The organism is Streptomyces griseorubiginosus, from assembly GCF_001514195.1.
GTDB classification, from domain to species: domain Bacteria; phylum Actinomycetota; class Actinomycetes; order Streptomycetales; family Streptomycetaceae; genus Streptomyces; species Streptomyces griseorubiginosus.
The window spans coordinates 94,886-115,860 of record NZ_KQ948740.1; the positions used below are offsets into that span (position 1 = coordinate 94,886).

13 protein-coding genes are annotated in these 20,975 nt (G+C 72.2%); 8 read left to right on the forward strand and 5 right to left on the reverse strand.

Annotated elements, in window-relative coordinates; genetic code table 11:
• Positions 1 to 12 precede the first annotated feature (12 nt).
• Entirely contained in the window at positions 13 to 3,066 is a 3,054-nt protein-coding gene (locus AQJ54_RS28470) for an alpha-mannosidase (protein ID WP_062242003.1), read from the forward strand.
• Between the two features lie 8 nt (positions 3,067 to 3,074).
• On the opposite strand, the gene AQJ54_RS28475 is transcribed toward AQJ54_RS28470, so the two are convergent.
• On the reverse strand, positions 3,075 to 3,314 hold the full coding sequence (locus AQJ54_RS28475) for a hypothetical protein (RefSeq protein WP_062242005.1): 240 nt from the start codon (positions 3,312 to 3,314) through the stop codon (positions 3,075 to 3,077).
• Between the two features lie 148 nt (positions 3,315 to 3,462).
• On the opposite strand from AQJ54_RS28475, the gene AQJ54_RS28480 reads away from it, so the two are divergent.
• On the forward strand, positions 3,463 to 4,257 hold the full coding sequence (locus AQJ54_RS28480) for a S1 family peptidase (RefSeq protein ID WP_062242007.1): 795 nt from the start codon (positions 3,463 to 3,465) through the stop codon (positions 4,255 to 4,257).
• Positions 4,258 to 4,271: 14 nt separating this feature from the next.
• Here the strand turns inward: AQJ54_RS28480 and AQJ54_RS28485 are convergent, their stop codons facing one another.
• Positions 4,272 to 6,266, reverse strand: a complete 1,995-nt coding sequence (locus AQJ54_RS28485) for a S9 family peptidase (protein WP_107121166.1) — start codon at positions 6,264 to 6,266, stop codon at positions 4,272 to 4,274.
• Between the two features lie 192 nt (positions 6,267 to 6,458).
• Here AQJ54_RS28485 and AQJ54_RS28490 point away from each other — a divergent pair, with 192 nt between their 5' ends.
• Entirely contained in the window at positions 6,459 to 7,583 is a 1,125-nt protein-coding gene (locus AQJ54_RS28490) for a glycoside hydrolase family 53 protein (protein ID WP_107121161.1), read from the forward strand.
• A gap of 158 nt (positions 7,584 to 7,741) precedes the next feature.
• Positions 7,742 to 9,139: a cytochrome P450 family protein gene (locus AQJ54_RS28495; RefSeq protein WP_062030687.1), complete on the forward strand. Its 1,398-nt coding sequence runs from the start codon at positions 7,742 to 7,744 to the stop codon at positions 9,137 to 9,139.
• 53 nt (positions 9,140 to 9,192) lie between these two features.
• Here the strand turns inward: AQJ54_RS28495 and AQJ54_RS28500 are convergent, their stop codons facing one another.
• The 3 genes from AQJ54_RS28500 to AQJ54_RS28510 all read right to left on the reverse strand — a co-directional run bounded on the left by AQJ54_RS28500 (position 9,193) and on the right by AQJ54_RS28510 (position 11,959).
• Positions 9,193 to 9,852: a YceI family protein gene (locus AQJ54_RS28500; RefSeq protein ID WP_062030685.1), complete on the reverse strand. Its 660-nt coding sequence runs from the start codon at positions 9,850 to 9,852 to the stop codon at positions 9,193 to 9,195.
• 104 nt (positions 9,853 to 9,956) lie between these two features.
• Positions 9,957 to 11,549, reverse strand: coding sequence for a solute symporter family protein (locus tag AQJ54_RS28505; protein ID WP_062030683.1), 1,593 nt, complete (start codon positions 11,547 to 11,549; stop codon positions 9,957 to 9,959).
• Entirely contained in the window at positions 11,543 to 11,959 is a 417-nt protein-coding gene (locus AQJ54_RS28510; RefSeq protein WP_062242010.1) for a DUF485 domain-containing protein, read from the reverse strand. The genes AQJ54_RS28505 and AQJ54_RS28510 overlap by 7 nt, the downstream gene beginning before the upstream one ends.
• 580 nt (positions 11,960 to 12,539) lie before the next feature.
• Here AQJ54_RS28510 and AQJ54_RS28515 point away from each other — a divergent pair.
• The 4 genes from AQJ54_RS28515 to AQJ54_RS28530 are packed head-to-tail and all read left to right on the forward strand — an operon-like array spanning position 12,540 to position 20,958.
• A complete protein-coding gene (locus tag AQJ54_RS28515) occupies positions 12,540 to 14,093 on the forward strand; it encodes an acyl-CoA carboxylase subunit beta (protein WP_169808252.1) in 1,554 nt (517 codons plus the stop codon).
• A gap of 25 nt (positions 14,094 to 14,118) precedes the next feature.
• The gene (locus tag AQJ54_RS28520) at positions 14,119 to 15,819 is read left to right on the forward strand and encodes a fatty acyl-AMP ligase (RefSeq protein WP_062242015.1); all 1,701 of its coding nucleotides are present in this window, start codon (positions 14,119 to 14,121) and stop codon (positions 15,817 to 15,819) included.
• Positions 15,816 to 20,018, forward strand: coding sequence for a type I polyketide synthase (locus AQJ54_RS28525; RefSeq protein ID WP_062242017.1), 4,203 nt, complete (start codon positions 15,816 to 15,818; stop codon positions 20,016 to 20,018). The genes AQJ54_RS28520 and AQJ54_RS28525 overlap by 4 nt, the downstream gene beginning before the upstream one ends.
• Before the next feature lie 16 nt (positions 20,019 to 20,034).
• Entirely contained in the window at positions 20,035 to 20,958 is a 924-nt protein-coding gene (locus tag AQJ54_RS28530) for an alpha/beta hydrolase (protein ID WP_062030673.1), read from the forward strand.
• The last annotated feature ends 17 nt before the right edge of the window (positions 20,959 to 20,975 follow it).

Sequence of the window (20,975 nt, forward strand, 5' to 3'; positions counted from 1 at the left end):
TACGGAGACGTGATGCACAACGACCGTGACCTGACCGAACAGCGGCTCGCCCGCGTGCTCGACGAGCGCATACGGCCCGCCGTGCACGCCCGGTCCGTCCCCCTCGACGTGGCGGTGTGGAGCGTCGCCGGTGAGCCGGTGCCGGTCGCCGAGGGACTGGCCGCTCCCTACCGTCCGGCCCGGGTCGGCGACCGGTGGGGGCCCGCCTGGTCGACGAGCTGGTTCAGGGTCAGTGGCACGATCCCGGCCGAGTGGGCGGGCGAGACGGTCGAGGCCGTACTGGACCTGGGGTTCGCGACCCACTCGGCGGGCTTCTCCGCCGAGGGGCTGGTCTACCGCCCCGACGGCAGTGCCGTGAAGGCGCTCAATCCGCGCAACACCTGGCTGCCGGTGGCCGAACGGGCGGTGGGCGGCGAGGAGTTCACGGTCCACATCGAGGCCGCCGCCAACCCGGTCGTCATGCACACCGCTCCGGGCGAGCTGACCTTCGGGCCCACGTCGGTGGGCGGCCGGGCGCCCTGGCTGGGCGACCCGGACGCGGACCCCGGCGAACCGCTCTACCGGCTGCGGCGGCTGGATCTGGCCGTGTTCGACCGGGAGGTGCATGAACTCGTCCAGGACCTGGAGGTGTTGCAGCAGCTGATGCCGGAGCTGTCCCCGGACTCCCCGCGCCGCTGGCAGATCCTGCGGGCGGTCGAACGCGCCCTGGACGCCGTCGACCTCCAGGACGTCAGCGGCAGCGCGCGGGCCGCCCGGGCCGCCCTCGCCCCCGTGCTGGCCTCCCCCGCGCACGCGAGCGCCCACCGGATCTCCGCGGTCGGGCACGCGCACATCGACACCGCCTGGCTGTGGCCGCTGCGCGAGACAGTCCGCAAGGTGGCCCGCACGGTCTCCAACGTCACCCAGCTCATGGACGACCACCCGGAGTTCAGGTTCGTGATGTCCCAGGCGCAGCAGCTCGCCTGGCTGAAGGAGCACCGGCCGGAGGTGTACGCGCGGGCGCAGGAGAAGGCGAAGACCGGGCAGTTCCTGCCGACGGGCAGTCTGTGGGTGGAGCCGGACACCAACATCAGCGGCGGCGAGGCCCTGGTGCGCCAGTTCGTGCACGGGAAGCGGTTCTTCCTGGAGGAGTTCGGCGTCGAGACCGAGGAGATGTGGCTGCCGGACACCTTCGGCTACAACGCGGCCCTGCCGCAGCTGATGAAGCTGGCCGGGGTGAAGTGGTTCCTGACCCAGAAGATCTCCTGGAACTCCACCAACCGGTTCCCGCACCACACGTTCTGGTGGGAGGGCATCGACGGAACCCGGATCTTCAGCCACTTCCCGCCCGTCGACAGCTACAACGGCGAGCTGTCCGGCGCCGAAGTCGCCCACAGCGTACGCAACTTCCGGGACAAGTCCGGCTCCGGCCACTCGCTGATCCCCTTCGGTTACGGCGACGGGGGTGGCGGCCCCACCCGCGAGATGCTCGCGCGCGCCGACCGGCTCCGGGACCTGGAGGGCGCGCCCCGTGTCGAGTTGGAGGGGCCGGCGGACTTCTTCCGGCGCGCGCACGCCGAGTACCAGGCGAACGGCGGCGCACCGGTGTGGTCGGGAGAGCTGTACCTGGAGCTGCACCGCGGCACCTTGACCAGCCAGCTCGCCACCAAGCAGGGCAACCGGCGCAGCGAACACCTTTTGCGCGAGGCGGAGTTGTGGGCGGCGACAGCGGCCGTACGGCACGGAGAGGCCTATCCGTACGACGCGCTGGACCGGCTGTGGAAGACCGTGCTGCTGCACCAGTTCCATGACATCCTGCCCGGCACCTCGATCGCCTGGGTGCACCGGGAGGCGGAGGAGACGTACGCGGCGGTGACACGGGAGCTGGAGGAGCTGATCAGGTCGGCTCAGGAGGCGTTGGCCGGAGAGCCCGAGGGCACCATCGTCTTCAACTCCGCGCCCCACGCCCGGTGCGGCGTCGCGGCCCTCGGGGCATGCCTGCGCCCCGAGACGGTCCCTCCGGCCACGCCCCCGCGGCCCGACGGCGACGGGCTCGTCCTCGACAACGGTCTGGTCCGCATCGTCGTGGACGCCGACGGCCTGATCACCTCCACCTACGACCTCACGGCCGACCGGGAGGCGCTGGCCCCCGGCGCGGTCGGCAACCTGCTCCAACTGCATCAGGACTTCCCGAACCAGTGGGACGCCTGGGACGTCGACGTCTTCTACCGCAACACGGTCCGCGACCTCACCGCCGCCGAGTCGGTGACGGCGACCGGAACCGCGGTGCGTGTGGTGCGGGTCTTCGGCGCTTCGCGGATCGAGCAGACCCTGTCGCTGCCGGCCGGTTCCCGCACGCTGGTCGTCGACACCGTCGTCGACTGGCACGAACGGGAGAAGTTCCTCAAGGTGGCCTTCCCCCTGGACGTGCGGGCCGCCCACTCGACCGCCGAGATCCCCTTCGGCCATGTCGAGCGCCCCACCCACACCAACACCAGTTGGGACGCGGCCAAGTTCGAGACCTGCGCGCACCGCTTCCTGCACGTCGGCGAGCCCGACTGGGGAGCCGCCCTGGTCAACGACTCCTCCTACGGCCACGACGTCACCCGTGACGTCCGCCCCGACGGCGGTACGACCACCACGGTCCGCCTCTCCCTGCTGCGCGCCGCCCGCTTCCCCGACCCCGACCAGGACCAGGGCACCCACCGGCTCGCCTACGCCCTGCTGATCGGCGCCGACGTCACCGACGCGAGGCGCGAGGGGTACCGCTTCAATCTGCCCGAGCGAGTGCTGCCGGGCAGTGCGACGGTCGCCCCGCTGGTCTCGGTCGACCACGAGGGCGTGATCGTCGAGGCGGTCAAGCTCGCCGACGACCGCAGCGGGGATGTGATCGTACGGCTCTACGAGTCGCGCGGCACTCGGGCGGCGGCGACTCTGCGCACCGGGTTCCCCCTGGCCTCGGCCGTGGTGACGGATCTGCTGGAGCGTACGGTGGATGATCAGGCGAGTCACGAGGAGGCCGAGGGGGGCGTTCGGCTGACGCTCCGCCCGTTCCAGATCCTCACGTTGCGGCTGCGTCCTGCCTGATCCGGGAGTCAGGGGAGGTCGGGTTCCCGTCGGAAGGCCTGCGCGATCGTCGCGTACTGCGAGGCGATCTCCAGCTGCTGGCGGCTGTTGATCGCCGACTCTTCGTCCTCGGCCCTGGCGAGGAAGGCGCGCGCCCGCTGGAGGCAGTAGCGACGGACCTCCTCGTCACGGGCGTTGTCCAGGTCGAGGTCGTCGAGGGCGGCCGCCCGGGTGTACGCGGCGCGGTTCCATGGGCGGTCCTTCGGCATGACCAGCCTCCTGCGGGCGTCGGTGATCGTGCGGGACAGAAATCGTGTGTCGTGTGAAACCACTGCGTCTTCTCGGCTCGTCCTCCCCACCGACCACACCGTGCGGGGCCAAGTCGGGTCTCGCGCGCCGTAGTTCAGGGGGAACATCATGACCGTACGCCTCCGCGGTTCCGCTCGCGCCGGAACCCGCGCCGCCGTCGCCGTCGCCACCACCGCCGTGCTCACCGCGGCCGCGCTCTGGTCCACCGCCGCTCCCGCATCCGCGATCAAGGGCGGCGGCCCGACCACCACCGGGGCGCGGCCGTACGCCATGCTGATCGAGCTCGACGGCAACCAGTTCTGCGGCGGCTCGCTGATCGCACCCACCAAGGTCCTCACCGCCGCCCACTGCGTGGTGAACGCCGGTGACGTGTCCGCGCTGCGGATCATCGGAGGCCGTACGCATGTGGACGGCACCGGCGGAACCGAACGGAAGATCGCGTCCTACCGGCTGGACTCCCGGTACGGCTCCCCCGGTCACGTCTACGACGCCGCCGTCCTCACCCTGGACCGGCCGATGCCGTACCGGACGATCCCAGTGGCCGGTCCCAAGGACGGCAAGCTGGTGGCCGACGGCCGGACGGCCACCGTGGTCGGGTGGGGACGCACCGGGCCCGGGGAGAGCGGTACCCGGCTCAAGCGGGCCAAGCTGGTTCTGTCGCCCGTCACCGACTGTCAGCCGTACACCGACCCCGACACCGACCCCGCGAAGATGCTGTGCGGCATGCCGCGGCCGGGCACGACGGACAGCATCTGCCCCGGCGACTCGGGCGGTCCGCTGATCAGCGGGGGCAAGGTCGTGGGCATCGTGTCGTCCGGCAACAAGTACTGCGACGAGCAGTACCCGGTGTCGGTCTTCGTCCGCGCCGACTCGGTCGTCGCCGACCTGGGCATCCCCACCTGAGATCTGACCCGGCGTCACAAAAGCTCCGGGCGTCGCCACTTCTCGCCCAGGACGTGGTGGTCAAGGAAGTTGAGGACCGTCTCGTAGAGGAGCCGCAACTGTCCCGGGGCCTCGACGCCGTGGGACTCGTCGGGGAAGTACAGGAACGCGGTGGGCACGCCCTGGCGTTGCAGCTCGTGGTAGAGCTCCCGGGACTGGCCCTCGGGCACCCGGGCGTCCGCTCCGCCGTGCACGACCAGCATCGGTGTCGTCAGCGCCGCCGCGTCCAGGTGGGGCGAGTCGGCCTCGTAGCGCTCGCGGCGGACGCGGGGGTCTCCGAAGATCTTCCGGAAGTACGCGTGCAGGTCGGTGGCGGCCTGGAGGGACTCCAGGTTCCACAGTCCGGAGTGGGAGACGAGTGCCTTGAATCGGTCGGTGCGGGTGGCCGCCCGGTTGGCGAGGTAACCGCCGTAGGACCAGCCCGCGAGGGCCGTCCGGTGCGGATCGAGGTCCGCGCGGGCCAGTGCGGCGTCGGTGAGCGCGATGACGTCGCGGTACGGGCGGCCGCCGAAGTCACCGCGTCCGCGTTCCTGCATGCGCTGCCCGTACCCGGAGGACAGGGCCGGGTCGGGCAGCAGCACGCCGTGGCCCCGGGCAACGAACGGCCAGGGGTTCCAGAGCCAGGGCCAGTCGCTCCAGGAGCCCTGGGGCCCGCCGTGGGCCATCACGAGCAGCGGCGCCGGGTGCTCGGCCGTGGCCCCCTCGGGCAGGACGAGCCAGCCGCGCAGGGCGAAGCCGTCGTCCCCGGTCGCGTGCACCTCGGTCAGCGTGCCGGGCAGGGGGCCGAGGTCACCCGGCGCTGCGACGAGTTCGGGCTCCTGGTCCGCCTCGGCCGCGTCCAGCCGGACCACGTGCGGGGCGCTGTCGAGAGTGCTGCGCAGGGCGTAGAGGGTGGAGCCGTCGGGCGTCACGCACAGGGAGCTGTAGGCGCCGGAGGCGGTCAATCGGGTGACCGTGCCGTCCGGGGCACGGCGGAAGACCGGCCGCCGGCCCTGTTCGTCGCCGGTGAACCACAGCGTGGTGTCGCCCGGGACCGGTGAGCAGACCGGCCTTCCGGGCCACGGCCAGTTGTCGAAGTCCGGCAGCAGGTCGGTCTCCTCGCCGGACACGGGGTCGAAGGAGACGAGGGTGACCTGCCACTCGGAGTCGTACGTCTCCTCCTGCTGCCGTTCGCAGACCAGGCGGGTGCCGTCGGCGGTGAACACCGGGCTGTAGTACTGGTGTCCGGGGCGGGACAGGGCGTGGTGCCGCTCGCCGGTACGGGCGTCGGCTATGACCACGGTGTTCGTGTCGGGGGCGGCCGGCGTGGGGGCCCGGGTGAAGACGACCAGGGTTCCGTCGGGCGAGAGGGCCAAGTCCCCGGCGCCGTCGATGCCTTGGCCCTGACCGCCCACGTCGACCGGTTCGGCTTGCCCGGCGCGGACGAAGGTGTGGGGTTCGGCGGGGCCGAGCTCCACCCCGTCGCCGCCCGGGGGCACCTCGTACAGGACGGCGCCGACACCGGCGTGGCGCCGCCGCCGCAGGAGGTCCGCGTGAGTGCGGGCGTCCTCGGCGCCGGGCAGCAGGGCGGCCGTCCAGGCGAGGGCGGCAGCGCGGGCGGCGACGGTGAACGCCGTCATCCCGCCCGGGTGATGGGCGATCCGCTCGGCCGCACCGTGCGCGGAGAGCGACCAGAGGGACGGTCCCGGCTCCTCCCCGGATTCGCCGGAGTCGCGGCCGGAGAGGACCAGCAGGGTGCCGTCCGCGGCGAACGCGGGGGCGAAGTCGTGCTGTTGGGAGCCGGGCACCCTGCGAGGGTCCTTCTCGCCCGCAGGATCCACCTCCCACAACTCTGACGTGTACCGGGATCCCCCGTCGTCGAGGACCTGCACGGAGAGGATCAGACGGGTGCCGTCCGGCGCCAGTGCCAGGCCGGTCGGACGCGGCTGTGCGCCGAGGCGGTCGTGGAGGGTGCGCGAGCCGTTGATCATGGTGGGCATTCTGTCCGGACGTGCTGATCACCGCACTTGATTTGTGCACGTGCACAGCCTGAGACACCTTCATGGACCCCTTCAGCCTGGCAAGAGTGCCTTTGACGCATGTATTTACAGTGCCATCCGCACCTCCTACCGTGAACGTTCCCAGAACCTGACCACGTGGTCATGTCAGACAAGGAGGTCGGGATGACCGTCGAAGGTCCGCGCCGCCTCGTGAGAGCCGCCCTGCTCCTGGCGGCGGCCCTCGCCCTGCCCGCATCCCTGCTCACCACGCCTACCAGCGCCTCCGCCGCGGGCTCCCTCACCATGCTCGGTGCCGATGTCTCGACCGCCCAGCGCGCTCTCGACCTCGGGGCCAAGTACTACGACGCGAGCGGCACCGCCAGGGACCCCTTGGACATCCTCAAGGGTCTCGGCGTCAACTACGTCCGCCTGCGCGTCTGGAACAACCCCGCGAGCGGCTACAACAACAAGGCCAAGGTGCTGTCGTACGCGAAGCAGGTGAAGGCCAAGGGGCTGAAGCTGCTGGTCGACTTCCACTACTCGGACACCTGGGCGGACCCTGGCAACCAGAACAAGCCCGCGGCCTGGGCCGGCCACACCATCGGCCAGTTGCAGACCGACGTCTACAACTACACGTACGACGTCTGCAACAGCCTCAAGTCCCAGGGCACCACCCCGGACAGCGTGCAGATCGGCAACGAGATCAACGTCGGCATGCTGTGGAACGAGGGCAAGGTCGTCAACAACGACTTCACCAACCTCTCCCTGCTGCTCAAGTCGGGCTACAACGCGACCAAGGCGTGCAACAGCGGCACCCGGGTGATCATCCACACCGCCGACGCCGACAGTGACGCCAACGCCCGCTGGTTCTACGACGGCATCAAGGCCAAGGGCGTCAACTGGGACATCACCGGGCTGTCGTACTACTGCCCGTGGCACGGCACGATCGCCAACATGGGCAGTGTCGTGGCCGACATGAAGTCCCGTTACGGCAAGGACGTCGTCATCGCCGAGACGGCCTACCCGTTCACCTCGGCCAACGCGGACGGCACCGCCAACTCCATCACCAGCGGCTGCTCCGGGTACCCGCTCAGCTGGCAGGGCCAGGCGGACAACTTCACCGCCGTGCAGAACGCGGCCCGCAGCAACGGCGCGATCGGGGTCTTCTACTGGGAGCCCACCTGGTACGCGGTGACCGGCAACGGCTGGGACCCGACGAACATCTCGGGCAGCGGCGACGGCTGGGACAACATGGCCGTGTTCAACTGGACCGGCCAGGTCAACCCGAACATCAAGTGGACCCCGTAGGCGGCGACTTCGGACAGCGGCGGCACCGTCCTCGGGCGGTGCCGTTCGTGGTCGCCCCGGCCGCCACGAGCGAGGGGCCCGGTAATCACCCCCCGCCATGAGACCAGTGCGGGGGGTCACATTACTCTGGCGTACCGCCCGACCGAGGGAAGGAAGCCATGGGGGTCCAACTGAACAGCGGCTCGGCAGCCGGCCACGGGTCGCTGGAGTCCATGAGCCTCGAACCGCTCATGACCCGCGACTACGAACGCGATCCGGCGATCGTGTACGAGCGGCTGCGCCGCACCCACGGTCCGGTGGCGCCGGTCGACCTGCTGGGAGTGCCCGTCTGGCTCGTCCTGGGCTACGAGGAGGCGCTGGAGGTGCTCCGGGACGACCACGCGTGGCCGAAGGGGCTGGAGAACTGGCGGGCGCGACGGGAGGGCCGGCTCCCGGCGGACTGGCCGCTGGCGCCCTCGCTGGAAGTCAACCACGTGCTGATCCAGGGCGGCGAGGGCTACCGCGGGCTGAAGGTGGCCTGGGACACCGCGCTCCGGCCCTTCCAGGACCCCCGGCACCCGGTGGCCAAGCAGCTCAAGGCGAAGATCACCCGGGACGCCGACGAACTGATCACGCTGTTCACCCAGGGCGGTCCCACCGGCTGGGCGGACCTGTCCGCGCAGTTCTCCCGGCCGCTGCCGCTCATGGTCGCCAGTCATCTGCTCGGCTTCCCCGGCTCTCAGCACGACGACGCGCTGATGGACATGTGGCGGGTGCTGGACGCCGGGCCCGACGCGGGACCGGCCCTGGAGCGGCTGCTGGCCACGCTGTCGGAGCTCGGCGAGTCGAAGATGAAGGAGCCCGGCGACGACTTCCCGTCCTATCTGCTGGCCTCCCATCCCGGCCTGAGCGTCGAGGAGTTGTCCCGCGAGCTGATGATGCTGCTCGGGATGACGTCGGACCACGTCGGCATCCTGATCTCCAACACGGTCGTCGAGGTCATCACCGGGAACCTGCCCGCGAGCGCCAGCCTGTCGGCCGGGCTGATCCGGGAGACCATGAACCGGGTGGTGATGCAGAAGCCGCCGCTGATCAACTTCGTGCCGCGGTTCCCGCTCGCCGACATGAAGCTGGGCGACTACACGATCGCCGCGGGGGACCCGGTGTGGGTGTCCGTGGGGGCCGCGCACGCGGATCCGGCGTTCGCGGCGAAGGTCTGCCCCGAGTCGACCATCAGCACCCGCGCGCACTTGTCCTGGGGTGCCGGGCCCCGGCAGTGTCCGGCCCGGGAACTGGCCGGTGGGGCGGCGTCGATCGGGGTCAGCAGGCTCTTCGAGCGGCTGTCCGGGCTGGAGTTGTCGCTGCCGGTCGACCAACTGCCCTGGCGGTCCTCGCCGTTCATGCGCGGGCTGCGTTCACTGCCGGTGCGGTACACCCTCTCGGACGCGCCGGCCCTGCCGGTGCCCCAGGCTCCGCACCCTGCTGCCCCGGCCGGCTCCGACCCGGCCGACGGGGCCGCCGTACGCCCGCGTTCGTCGCTGTGGCGCTATCTGGCGGGGCTGGTGCGCGGACGGTGACCGGAGGCTGAGCGGGCCGCGGACTCGGATCGAGTGCGCGGCCCGCTTCGCGGTCAGCCGACCGGAGGGGTGCGGATCGCGGCGATGTCGAACTGGAGGCGTACCTTCTCGCTGACCATCGCGCCGCCCTCGGCGAGCTTGCTGTCATAGGTCAGGCCCCAGTCGGAGCGGTTGATGGTGGTGGTGCCGTCGAAGCCGGCGCGCTGGTAGCCGAACGGGTCGGTGACATGGCCTATGTAGGTCAGTTCCAGGACCACGGGGCGGGTGGCCGCCTTGATGGTGAGATCACCGGTCATCCGGTAGACGTCGGGTCCGGCGACCTCGACGGAGGTGCTGGCGAACCGCATGCGCGGATACCGCGCGGAGTCCAGGAAGTCGCGTCCCACCAGGTGGGCGTCGCGCTGCTCCACCCCGGTGTCGACACTGCCGGTGGACACGATGATCTCCGCCTGGGAGTTGGACGGGTCGCGGCCGTCGAAGTAGAGGCGGCTCTGGTACTCCAGGAAGGCGCCCCGCACGGTGGTGACCATGGCGTGGCGTACGGAGAAGCCGATCCTGCTGTGCGCGGGGTCGATGGCCCACTCCCCTGTCAGGGCCGCCAGTCCGGGGTTCGGAAGGACGGCTGTGGCAGTGGCCGACGACCCGGTGGGGGGTGCGGAGGCGTCGGCGGGTTCCGAGCGGCGGAACATGGTGCCACGGTTGAACAAGTTCATGCACCACGTAATTACTGCACGGGAGTTGTCTCCGCAAGGCTTGATCCTCCGGAGACGAAATATCCACGGGTTCACCACACCCTTCGCCGAAAAGTGGAAAACGGCTAGTCGGCCCCTACGAGACTGCGCACTTCGAAGTCCTCATATGTCTCCTTCGGTTCGGGACGACTGAGTATCGAACCGAGCCAGCCGAGAAGGAAGCCGGCCGGGATGGAGACGATTCCGGGATTCTGCAAGGGGAACCAGGCGAAATCGGCGTCCGGGTAGAGCGCGGCGGGCGCGGCGGAGACGACCGGGGAGAACACGACGAGGACGACCGAGCAGAGCAGACCCCCGCAGAGACTGAGGAGGGCGCCCTGCGCGGTGAAGCGCCGCCAGAAGAGGCTGAAGACGAGGGTGGGCAGGATGGCGGAGGCCGCGATGGCGAAGGCGAGGAAGGCGAGCGTCGCGGAGTTGGCGCCCCAGGAGACCAGGGCGAGCAGCATGCCGAGGACACCGATGACGGCGGCCGCGAGCCGGGCCACGGCCAGTTCCTCCGTCTCGGTGGCCCTGCCCCGGCGGATCACCTCGCCGTAGAGGTCGTGGGCCAGGGAGGAGGCGGCGGCCAGGGTCAGGCCGGCGGCGACCGCGAGGAGGGTGACGAAGGCGAGGCAGGACAGCAGGGCGGTCAGGACGGCGCCGCCGAGGTCGTGCGCCAGGAGCAGGACGGCGGCGTTGCCCGTGCGGTCGTTGCGGGCGATGGTCTCGCTGCCCAGGACGGCGGTGGCGCCGAGACCGAGGATGCCGGCCGCCAGGCAGACGAGGCTGACCAGGCCCATCGCCCAGACCACCGAGGTACGCAGGACGTCGACCGACTTCGGCGCGAGCAACCGCATCATGACGTGCGGGAGGGCGGCGAGGCCGAGCACGATCGCCAGCTGGAGGCTGAGGAAGTCGAGTTTGCTGGTGACGCCGGCGCCGTAGCGCAGGCCGGGTTCCAGGAACCGCGTGCCCTGCCCGCTGTTGTCCGCGGCGGCGGCCAGCAGGTTCTCGATGTTCCAGTCGAAGCGGTGGAGCACCATCACGGCGGTCACGGTGACGCCGGAGATGAGCATGACCGCCTTGACGATCTGGATGAAGGTGGCTCCGGGCATGCCTCCGATGGCCGCGTAGACGATGACGACGGTGCCGATGACGACGACGCACAGGGCGCGGGTGGCGGCACTGGGTTCCCCGGTGAACTGCGTCAACAGGGCCACGCTGCCGACGAGTTGGGCGACGAGGTAGAGGACGGTGATGGTCAGCGTGCACAGCGCCAGGGCGAGCCGCACCGGTCGTTGCATCCGGGAGAGGCGGGTGGCCAGGGTGTCGCCGAGGGTGAACCTGCCGGTGTTGCGCAGGGGTTCGGCGATCAGCAGCAGGACCATCATCCAGGCGACGGCGGTGCCGCACAGGTAGAGCAGTCCGTCGTAGCCGGTCAGGGCGACCAGGCCGGTGCTGCCGAGGAGGGTCGCGGCCGAGAGGTAGTCGCCGCACATGGCCAGGCCGTTGCGCAGCGGGGACATGGTGCGGTTGCCGAGGTAGAACTCGCCGATCTCGTCGCGCTGGGGCGCGGTGAGCAGGGCGGTGAACAGGGTCACGACGACCACGGACAGGAACAGGACCAGGGTCAGCTGGAGGCTGAGGCGATCCACGACGGAGGCGCCGAGCCTCACCACGGCCGGAACTCCGCACCGCGCCGGGAGGTGCGCTCCTCGAAAGCACCGCGCTGAGAGGTGCGCTCCTCGAAAGCACCGCGTCGGGTGGTGCGTTCCTGGAGGGCGCCGTGCCGGCGGCGCGCGTTCTCCTGGTGGCGAGCCAGGCCGCGCAGGCCGCGCACCACCGGCGTGACGTCGGTGCGCACATGGACGAGGTAACGCCACACGATCAGGCCCATCAGCACGAACTGCCCGAGCCCCAGGGCCAGTCCGACCGTGAGGTGGCCGCTGACGGAGGTGTTCATGAGGCCGGGCAGGAAACTGGACAGCAGGACGTACAGGAGGAATCCGCCGACGGCGACGGCGGTGGCCCGGACCCCGAACCGGCGGTGGGTGCGGCGCAACTCCTGGTACGCGGGCAGGCCGGACACCGACTGCCCCTCTCCGTCGGAACCGGCTTCGGGACCTGTCTCATAAGGGAACGGCGGCCCGCCGAACCCCGTGGAATGCCGTGACACATGCACCTTCTTTACTGCCGCGCCGGTCGTCCGGCAAAGGCACGCCGAAGTCGTGCTCCGAGCGGACTTGTGGGGGACGCGAATCCGGAATTCACGGGATGGAATTGCATGCCTGGGGAGGAGCCTTGTGGGGCGGACGGCCGAGGGGTCGGGGTGACGACGTGGCCGGGACCGGGATTGTTGCAGCGCCCCCATTGAACTATCAACCGGCCGGTCGAACCCGATCAGGAAACTGACTCATTCACGCGCTCCGAGCGATGGACGCGCCTTCCCGGGGCCTGCGAAAAGGCGAGCCCCCGGAACAGGTCTGCACCTTCTCTCCGGCCAGGTTGGCTCAAATGCGGCGCCCATGGAACGCTGCGCCGTCCACGGGGGCTTGTCACTCACGGAGCAAGGCCGGCCTCCCGGGACTCACCTCGCGCAAACAGAACGCCGTAGGGCTCGGCACCACCTGGGGGCGCTGCCATATTCGAAGGCCACTTCGGAGGTGGCAGTGACAGTAGAGGTGACGACGACACGCCTGCCCGACCGCACCGCCGACCGCGTCCTCGCACTGGAGGCCCGCCAGGCACGGGCCGTCGCCGGGGACAGGCCCAGAAAACGGGGCAAGTTCAGTGCGCGGGAGCGGATCGACCTGCTGCTGGACCCCGGTTCCTTCACCGAGACCGGCCTGTTCGTGCGGGCCAGGCCGACCGGGGACGGCGCGGACCGCCCCTACGGGGACGGCGTGGTCACCGGGTGCGGCACGATCGACGGCCGCCCCGTCTGTGTCTTCTCGCAGGACTCCACGGTGTTCGGCGGCAGCATGGGTGAGGCCTTCGGCGAGAAGACGGTGGCCCTCATGGACCTGGCGCTTCGGACCGGGTGCCCGGTGATCGGGCTCAACGACGGCGGCGGCGCCCGCATCCAGGAGGGGGTCGTCTCCCTCGCCCTCTACGCCGAGCTGGTGCGCCGCAACGTCCAGGCCTCCGGGGTGATCCCGCAGATCTCGGTCGTCCTCGGCCCGTGTGCCGGCGGGGCCGCCTACTCCCCCGCCATCACCGACTTCACGGTGATGGTGGACGGCGCCTCGCACATGTTCGTCACCGGGCCCGAGGTGATCGAGGCGGTCACCGGGGAACGCACCAGCGCCGAGGAACTGGGCGGCGCCCGCACCAGCAACTCCCTGAGCGGCAACGCCCACTTCCTCGCCGCGGACGAGACCGAGGCCCTGGACACCGTACGGGAGCTGCTGTCGTACCTGCCCGTCAACAACCTGGAGCGGCCGCCGCAGTACGCCCCCCTGCCGCCGCCCTCCGGCATCCCGCTCGACGAGATCGTGCCGGACCGGCTCGGGCAGGCCTACGACATGCGGGACATCCTGCGGGCCGTCGTGGACGACGGTGAACTGCTGGAGATCCAGGAGCTGTTCGCACCCAACGTCATCTGCGCATTGGCGCTCGTCGAGGGCATGTCCGTCGGGGTGGTCGCCAACCAGCCCGCGCACGCGGCCGGGGTGCTGGACATCGACGCCTCCGAGAAGGCGGCGCGGTTCGTACGGTTCTGCGACGCGTTCGGCATTCCGCTGCTGACCTTCGCCGACGTGCCGGGCTATCTGTCCGGGGTCCGGCAGGAGCAGGCCGGGATCATCCGGCGCGGCGCCAAGCTGCTGTACGCCTACGCCGAGGCGACCGTCCCCAAGGTGACGGTGGTGATCCGCAAGGCCTACGGCGGCGGGTACGCGGTGATGGGCTCCAAGCACCTGGGCGCCGACATCAACCTCGCCTGGCCGACCGCGCGGATCGCGGTGATGGGCGCCGAGGGCGCGGTGGGCGTCCTGCACCGGCGCGACATCGCCGCCGCCGAGGAGCCCGAGGCGCTGCGGGCGGAACTAGTCGCCGCCTACGAGGACACCCACGGCACGCCCTACCCCGCCGCCGAGCGCGGCTACGTCGACGCCGTCATCGCCCCGCGCGACACCCGCGCCCACATCTGCCGCGCGCTGCGTGCCCTGCGCGGCAAGCGTGCCCCGATGCCGGAGCGCCGGCACGGCAACATCCCGCTCTGACCCGTCTCGCGAGGAGACCTGCCTGATGGACAGCCGCCGTCCCCCGCTCGCCCCCGCGTTCCGCACGCTCCCGGAGTACCTGCGGCACTGGGCCGGGACCACCCCCGACCGACGGGCGTTCACCTTCGTCGACCACCCCGCCCCGGACTCGCGGGGCGTCCACCGCACCCTGACCTGGCGCCGGCTGGACGTACGGGTCCGTGCCGTGGCCGCACGCCTCGCGGCAGAGGCCGAGCCCGGAGCCCGCGTGGCGCTGCTGTGCCCCCAGGGGCTGGAGTACGTCACCGGGTTCCTGGCGGCGCTCAGTGCGGGCCTGGTCGCCGTACCGCTGTATCCGCCTGGTCTGCCCGGCCAGGACGACCGTCTCACGGCGGTCCTGTCCGACGCGCGCCCGGCCGTGATCCTCACGACGAGCCGACACCTGGAGCAGGTAAGGGAGTTGGGCGAGCGGGTCGTCGCGGTGGACCAGGTGCCGGACGCCGCCGCGAGCGACCTGGAGCCGGCCGGCGGCGAGGTCGCCTACCTCCAGTACACCTCGGGGTCCACCCGCACCCCGGCGGGCGTCGAGATCGGGCACACCAACGTCGTCGCCAACGCCTGCCAGGCGCTGACGGCCTACGGCGCCGACGTCCGTCCGGCGACCTGTGTGGGCTGGCTGCCGCTCTACCACGACATGGGGCTCGTGCTGAGCGTGGCCGCCCCGGTCGTGCGGGGGCTGCTGTCGGTGCTCATGGACCCGGTGGCCTTCCTGCACGAACCCGCGCGCTGGCTACGGCTGTTGTCCGCACACCCGCGGGCGCTCAGCGCGGCCCCCAACTTCGCCTACGACTACTGCGCCTCGGCGGTGACCGACGCACAGAAGGCGGAGCTGCGGCTGGACGACGTCTTCGGGCTCATCAACGGCAGTGAACCGGTGCGCCCCACGACGGCCGACCGCTTCCAGGCGGCCTTCGCCGGGCAGGGACTCGCCGCGGGGACGCACTGTCCCTCGTACGGCCTCGCGGAGGCGACCGTCTTCGTCAGCGCGGCCCGGCCCGGGGAGCCGCTGCGCCGGTTCGCGCTCGACCGGGACGCGCTCGCCGAGGGCAAGGCGCTGCCCGCGCGCCCCGACGATCCGAGGGCGGTCCTGCTGGCGGGCTGCGGTGCCCCGGCGGGACAGCGGATCCGGATCGCCGACCCCGTCTCCCAGGCCGACCTGTCCGAGGGCGAGGTCGGGGAGATCCAGGTGCGGGGGCCCAACGTGGGCCGCGGCTACTGGAACCACGAGGAGCAGTCCCGGCGGGTCTTCGGCGCGGACGGCTGGCTGCGCACCGGTGACCTCGGGACGGTCCTGGAGGGCCAGTTGCTCGTCACCGGCCGGCTCAAGGACCTGATCGTGGTCGACGGCCGCAACCACTACCCGCAGGACGTGGAGGCCACCGTCCAGGACACGCATCCGGCACTGCGCCGGGACCGGCTCGCCGCGTTCGGGGTGGCGGGCGGATCGGGCGAGCGGGTGGTCGTGGTGGCCGAGCACACCCGGACCACCAGCCTCGACGAACTCGACGTACCGGCCCTGGTGCGGGCGGTACGGGCGGCCGTGTCGGCGCGGCACGGGCTGCGGCTCGCCGACGTCGTCCTGGTGGCGCCGGGCACCGTGCCCCGCACCTCCAGCGGCAAGGTGTCGCGGGCGCTGACCCGGGAGCGGTACCTGGCGGGGGCCTACGCGATGGGCGGTGCCGGGTGAGAGCCGTGGACGCGGGCGCGGTGCGCCGGCTGGTGGTGGAGCGGGTCGCGGAGTGGACCGGGACGCCGGCGGCCGAGGTGCCGATGGACCGGCCGCTGGCAGATCTCGGGATGGCCTCGCGGGACGCGGTCGTGCTGGCCGGCGAACTGGCCCGGCTGACCGGACGCGAGTTGCCGGCGACCCTGCTGTGGGAGGCGCCGACCGGGGAGGCGCTGGTGGCGCACCTGTGCGGCCCCGCACCCGGCCCCGGCCCGGCCTCGGTCTCGGCACCCGCGCCGGCCTCCGTCTCGACGCCCCGCCCCGGACCGGCGTCGCTCGCGGCAGCCGCAGCGGCCGCGCCCGGCGAGCCCGTGGCCGTCATAGGCCTCGGCTGCCGGCTCCCCGGCGGGGTCCACGGACCGGGCGACTACTGGCGGCTGCTGACCGACGGGGTCGACGCGATCCGGCGGGTGCCCGAGGACCGCTGGCGCGACTTCGGCGCCTTCCCGCCCGAGGACGCGCTCCCCTACGGCGGCTACCTCGACGACATCGCCGGGTTCGACGCGGACTTCTTCCGGATCAGCCCGCGCGAGGCCGCCGTGATGGACCCGCAGCAGCGCATCCTCCTGGAGGTCGTCCACGAGACGCTGACGCATGCCGCCGTCCCGGCCGCCTCCCTCGCGGGCACCGCCACCGGCGTCTTCGTCGGGGTCTCGGCGCCCGAGTACGGCACCCTCACCGGCGCCGACCCCGCGGCCGTGGATCCGTGGGCACCGGCGGGCGGCGCGCTGGGCGTGACCGCGGGCCGGCTGTCGTACGTGCTGGACGCCCGGGGGCCCAGCATGGCCGTCGACACCGCGTGCTCCTCCTCGCTGGTCGCCGTGCACCACGCCTGCGTGAGCCTGCGCACCGGCGAGAGCGACACGGCGATCGCCGCGGGCGTCAACCTGCTGCTCTCCCCCGCCGTCACCGTGGCGTTCCGGCGGGCCGGTGCCCTCGCGCCGGACGGCCGCTGCAAGCCGTTCTCGGCGGACGCGGACGGCATCGGACGCGGAGAGGGCTGCGCGGCCGTCCTGCTGAAGCGGCTGTCGGACGCCGAACGCGACGGCGACCGCGTCCTCGCCGTCATCCGCGCCACCGCCGTCAACTCCGACGGCCGCTCCAACGGCCTCCTCGCCCCCAACCCGGCTGCCCAGCAAGCCCTGTTGACCTCCGCCTACACACGGGCGGGACTGTCCCCGGCACACATCGACTACGTCGAGGCGCACGGCACCGGCACCCCGCTCGGCGACCCCATCGAGGCGGGCGCCCTGGGTGCCGTCCTCGGTACGGACCGCGACCCCGACCAGCCGCTGCTGCTGGGCTCCGTGAAGTCGAACCTGGGGCACCTGGAGTCGGCCGCGGGCATCGCCGGGCTCGTCAAGACGGTCCTCGCCCTGCACCACGACGTCATCCCGCCGTCCCTGCACTGCTCGGGGGGCAGCGCCCTGGACGACGTACGGCTGCGGGTGGTGTCCGAGGGCGAGCCCTGGCCGCGGTACGGCGGTACGGCCACCGCCGGGGTCTCCGGGTTCGGGTTCGGCGGCACCAACGCCCATGCGGTGCTGGAGGAATGGCGTCCCGGCGTGCTGCCCTCGCGCCCTGCCGAGGAGCCCGGCGCCCGGCTGCACGTCCTGTCCGACGTCGACGAGGAGCGGCTGCGGGACACCGCGGCCCGGCTCGCCGACTGGCTGCGTACGGCCTCCGCGCACCCGGCCGACGTGGCCCGCACACTGGCCGGACGGGCGGGTCGCGGGAGCGTGCGGGCGGCCGTGGTAGCCCGGGACCGCGCGGAACTGGCCGACGGACTGGACGCGTTGGCACGGGGAGACACCCCCGGGACGTCGGCACACGGTCCGGTCGTCACCGGCGTCCGTGAACTCGTCGGGCGAAGTTCAGTCGCCACCGGCACCCGTGAACTCGTCGGGCGAGGCTCGGTCGTCACCGGCGGCCGTGATCTCGTCGGCCGGGGTCCGGTGTGGGTGTTCTCCGGGTACGGCAGCCAGTGGGCCGGGATGGGGCGGCGGCTGCTGGCCGAGGAACCCGCCTTCGCCGCCGCGGTGGAGAAGCTCGACGCGGAGTGCGGGCTGTCCCTGTACGAGCGGCTCGCGTCCGGATGCGCACTCGACCGGCTGGAGGTGGCCCAGCCCGTTCTCTTCGGACTCCAGGTGGCACTCGCCGAGTTGTGGCGTTCCTACGGCGTCGAGCCCGCCGCCGTCATCGGCCACTCCCTGGGCGAGGTCGCCGCCGCGGTGTGCGCGGGCGCCCTCGACGTGTCGGAGGGCGCCCGGATCGTCACCGTCAGGGCCCGGCTGCTGAGCGGGTTGCAGGGCGGGGCCATGGCGGTCGTCGACCTGGAGGACGGTGAACTCGGCCTCCTGGAAAGGGACTTCCCCGGCGTGCACGTCGCGGTCCACTCCTCGCCGGGACAGAAGGTCGTCACCGGGGAGGAGCCGGCGGTGGCGCGGTTCGTGCGGTGGCTGGAGGGGCAGGGCAGGGCGGCCCGTTCCATGCGGGTCGTCGGGGCCGGTCACTCGCCCCAAGTCGATCCGCTCCTGCCGGAGTTGACGGCGTCCCTGGCCGACATCGGCGGCCGTGCGCCGCACGTCCCCGTCTACTCCACCGTTCTGGACGATCCGCGCGGCGGCAGTGTCTTCGACGCCGCTCACTGGGCCGCGAACCTGCGTCGGCCCGTACGGCTCGACCGGGCCGTCACCGCGGCCGCGGCCGACGGCCACCACGTGTTCGTCGAGATCTCGCCGCACCCGGTCCTCGCGCGGGCCGTCACCGACACCGCGCCCGGCGCCCTCGCGCTCGGCACGCTCCGACGGGACGCCGACGGCTGCGCGGACTTCCTCGCGCAGTTGGGGGCGCTCTACTGCGCGGGCGGACGGCTGCCGCTGCCCGCGGGACGGGTCGTCGACCTGCCCGCGCCGCGCTGGAAGCACGTGCGGCACTGGTGGACGGACGGGCGGGGCGCGGCACCCGCGAAGCCGGCGGCGGGTACGGCTGCGGGGGCGCGCACGCGGGTGTCCGCGGATGCGGAAGCCCGGGTGACCTCGGATGCGGAAGCGCGGGTGCCCGCCCATGGGGCTGCGGCAACGCCTGCACAAGAGCTGGTCGGTGAGGTCGAGACGGCGGAGGACACCTCCGTCGCCGGCCGCCTGTGCCACCACATCGGCGCCGTCACCGGACACCCCGCCGGCCGGATATCCCCCGCCACCGCGCTGGCCGACCTCGGCCTGGACTCGCTGATGGCGGTGCGGATCCGCACCGCCCTGGAGCGCGAGTTCGCCGTCCAGCTGCCGCTGCGCGACCTGCTCGGAGCCACCACGGTCCAGGCGCTGGCCGACCGGATCCGGCCGGGCGCCGTGCGTCCGCTGCACGTCACCGGCGACCGTCCCCCCGTCTTCCTCGTGCACGCCGCCGGCGGCACGAGCGAGGTCTACCGGGCCCTGGCCGAACGGCTGGGCGACGACCGGCCCGTGTACGGTCTCGACCGCCTCCAGGACGCCCGCACGGTCACCGAGAAGGCACGCCGCTACGCCGAGGCCGTCACCGCGGTCCACCCCGACGGGCCGGTCCTGCTGGGCGGTTGGTCCTTCGGCGGTTTCGTCGCCCAGGAGATTGCGCGTCAACTCGCCGCCGCCGGACGGGAGGTGGAGCTCGTGGCGCTGATCGACTCCGTGCGGCCCCTCCCCCGCCCCGACCGCGCACCGGCCGACCGGGTCCGCGCCCACTTCGAGGGGTTCGCCCGGCACGTCGCGGACGTCTACGGGGTGCGGCTGGAGCTGCCGTACGACGAACTCCTCGCGACGGACGACGACGGCGAGCGGATCGACACCGTGCTGGGGATCCTGCGTGCCCGCGCCGATGTGCCCGCCGCCGTGCTGGAGCACCAGCGCTCCTCCTACCTGGACCTGAGGATCGGGGAGGCCCACCGGCCGGGCCGCTACGACGGGCCGGTGGTCCTGTACCGGGCCACGGAACCCGCCCCGCACACCGTGCGCGATCCCGCCTACGAACGCGACGACCAGGCGCTCGGCTGGGACGAGGTGTGCCCGCGCCTGACCGTCGTCCCCGTCGAAGGCCACCACCTTTCGCTGCTCGACCCGCCGCACGTCGACGAGATCGCCGCCCACCTGGGGCGAGAACTCGCCGCGAGAACCCACTGCACGTGATCCGAGGAGAGCCGCCATGCACCGTCGCACCACCGCAGTGTCCCGACGCACCCTCGCCAAGGCCGCGGCCGGTGCCGGACTGGCCGCCCTGATCGGCGCCCGGCCCGCCTCCGCGCTCTCGTCCCGCACGATCGACGTGTCCGTGTCCTCCGCCGCACTCGGCCGCAGCGCGCCGGTGCGGCTGATCCTGCCCACCGGCTTCGACGCGCAGCCCACCCGGACCTACCCGGTGCTGTACCTGCTGCACGGGGCCCACGACGACTACACGTCCTGGACCCGGGAGACGGACATCGAGGCCTTCACCGCGGGCCGCGACCTGATCGTCGCGATGCCCGACGCGGGCCCCACCGGCATCCCCACCGACTGGCGCGACGGACCCGACTACGAGACCTTCCAGCTGACCGAGGTGCCCGCACTGCTCGCCCGCAACTACCGGGCCTCCGGGGTGCGGGCCGTCGCCGGGGTCTCCACCGGCGGCTACGGCGCCATGGCGCACGCGGCCAGACACCCGGGCCTGTTCGCCGCGGCGGCCTCCTACAGCGGGATCCTCGACACCCTGGCGCCCGGTGTGCCGACCCTGATGGACGCCATCGTGGCCCGGGAGAACCTGGCGCCGGCCTCGCTGTGGGGCAGTCCGATCCTCAACCTGCTCACCTGGCTCGACTTCAATCCGCGCTCCCGCGCCACCGGGCTGCGCGGCACCGCCCTGTACGTCTCCCAGGGCAGCGGGCTGGCGGGCGGCACCGGCGACTGGCTGCCGGAGGCGCTGGAGAGCACCCTGTGGCCGTCCTCGCACGGCTTCGCCGACGCCCTCGCGCTGCTGCGTGTTCCGGTCACCACTCACTTCTACTCCGGCGGAGGACACAGCTGGGCTTACTGGAAGCAGGAGTTCACCTCGTCGTGGCCGATGCTCGCGCGGGGTCTGGGGGTGCCGGTGTGATGTCGGTACCGTCGGGT

What these genes read in the sequence shown, in the direction of transcription:
- AQJ54_RS28485 (WP_107121166.1), bottom strand. Translation starts at nt 6,266, where the DNA reads ATGATCAACGGCTCGCGCACCCTCCACGACCGCCTCGGCGCACAGCCG.
- AQJ54_RS28480 (WP_062242007.1), top strand. Translation starts at nt 3,463, where the DNA reads ATGACCGTACGCCTCCGCGGTTCCGCTCGCGCCGGAACCCGCGCCGCC.
- AQJ54_RS28470 (WP_062242003.1), top strand. Translation starts at nt 13, where the DNA reads ATGCACAACGACCGTGACCTGACCGAACAGCGGCTCGCCCGCGTGCTC.
- AQJ54_RS28530 (WP_062030673.1), top strand. Translation starts at nt 20,035, where the DNA reads ATGCACCGTCGCACCACCGCAGTGTCCCGACGCACCCTCGCCAAGGCC.
- AQJ54_RS28520 (WP_062242015.1), top strand. Translation starts at nt 14,119, where the DNA reads ATGGACAGCCGCCGTCCCCCGCTCGCCCCCGCGTTCCGCACGCTCCCG.
- AQJ54_RS28475 (WP_062242005.1), bottom strand. Translation starts at nt 3,314, where the DNA reads ATGCCGAAGGACCGCCCATGGAACCGCGCCGCGTACACCCGGGCGGCC.
- AQJ54_RS28500 (WP_062030685.1), bottom strand. Translation starts at nt 9,852, where the DNA reads ATGAACTTGTTCAACCGTGGCACCATGTTCCGCCGCTCGGAACCCGCC.
- AQJ54_RS28495 (WP_062030687.1), top strand. Translation starts at nt 7,742, where the DNA reads ATGGGGGTCCAACTGAACAGCGGCTCGGCAGCCGGCCACGGGTCGCTG.
- AQJ54_RS28490 (WP_107121161.1), top strand. Translation starts at nt 6,459, where the DNA reads ATGACCGTCGAAGGTCCGCGCCGCCTCGTGAGAGCCGCCCTGCTCCTG.